3 protein-coding genes are annotated in these 1,336 nt (G+C 37.0%); all 3 read left to right on the top strand.

The genetic code is table 11. The annotated features are described in order from the left end of the window. Positions 1-312: primase-like DNA-binding domain-containing protein (locus ACGH6Q_RS12310; protein WP_411592992.1), on the top strand; the 312-nt coding region annotated here is incomplete at its 5' end. A gap of 6 nt (positions 313-318) precedes the next feature. Next, positions 319-645 carry a hypothetical protein gene (locus ACGH6Q_RS12305; protein WP_296318073.1) on the top strand — a complete coding sequence of 109 codons (327 nt, stop codon included), beginning with the start codon at positions 319-321 and terminating at the stop codon, positions 643-645. An 11-nt stretch (positions 646-656) separates the two neighbouring features. Continuing rightward, positions 657-1,336 (top strand): tape measure protein (locus ACGH6Q_RS12300; protein ID WP_411592991.1); only part of this gene is annotated, 680 nt, incomplete at its 3' end.

Raw genomic sequence — 1,336 nt, 5'->3', positions numbered from 1 at the left:
GATTTTTGTAGTTATCTTGATGCGCTTGATTATCCCAATGGTATGTTTATTGGCAATATGGGAATAATGCCCTTTAACCCCCGAAAATATTTATATCATGCTTATATTGAATACATCCGCAATACAGGTTTAAACAATCCGTTATCACTGACGCAATTTGGCACATCGCTTAATTATGCAATGAAAGAAAACGGTAAAGACTACATGCGTAAAAGAGCAAATAAAGGGATGAGGACCAACGTAGAGCTTAATATCAATACTAGTCAAGATTGGCTACCCAAAGCCGAAGAACCAAAACTTAAAGGAGTATAAAAGAAAATGAAATCATTGAAATCACTTGCTGACGCTATAGCGGAAACTTATGTTAATGAAATGATAGCTAAACAAGGTAATACCATATTTACCTTTGTTAATGATGGCGACACTTACACAGGAACTATCACAAAAGAACAATTATCATCGGGGTTAGTTGAACTAGCACTATTTTGTACAGAAAACGGTAGAAAATCTGACCCATTTCATTTTATCGAAGATATGATTAATTTTTATAGTAAACCTTGGCATATAACCGACTGGGGGAATAGAGCTATAAAAATATATACCGAACAATCATTACTACAAACCCCAACGCGCGTTTATCATTAGGAGATTATTATATGACGACATACTTTTCACGTGACAAAGATTTTACTATTACTTGCAGCGTAGAACTAAAAGACTTACTAGAAGCAACTGACAAAGCAAAAAAAGAACTTAAGGAATTAAGTGATAGTGGAGCGAAAGCATCAAAAGGCATAGATAAATTAGAATCCTCAGCAAAAAGCGCAGGAGGAGCACTTGGTAAGCTTACTACTATTGCTAAGGCTGTATCTGCTGCTTTAGTTTCTAACCAAATTATTTCTTATGCACAAAGCTGGAACGAGCTAGAAGACCGTATACAAAACACTGGCGCAACCGCATCACAAACTAAAGACATTTTAGACCAGCTCCTAGCAACTTCTGACCGAAACGGTCGTACAATTGAAGAATCATCAGAGTTATATATTCGTCTTTCTAACTCTATGGGCGAGCTAGGATATAGTACGCAAGGTACGCTATCTTATATTGGCTCAATGTCCGATTTATTGACTATCAATAAAACAAGCACTATAGGCGCAGAATCTGCTATCAATGCGCTAACCAAAGCGCAAATGAAAGGTAAGCTTGCTGGCGTTGATGCGATGACTGTATTTGGGCATATGCCTAGCGTTTTGGGAACATTATCCAATTACCTAAAGAAGAACGCCAAATCAACTAAAGAAGCTGAGAAAATAACAGAGCAATACGTAAGGCAGTT

Origin of the sequence: Gilliamella sp. BG2 (genome assembly GCF_046635645.1) — a bacterium.
GTDB lineage: Bacteria > Pseudomonadota > Gammaproteobacteria > Enterobacterales > Orbaceae > Gilliamella > Gilliamella bombi.
This window is presented reverse-complemented; position numbering and strand designations above follow the sequence as displayed.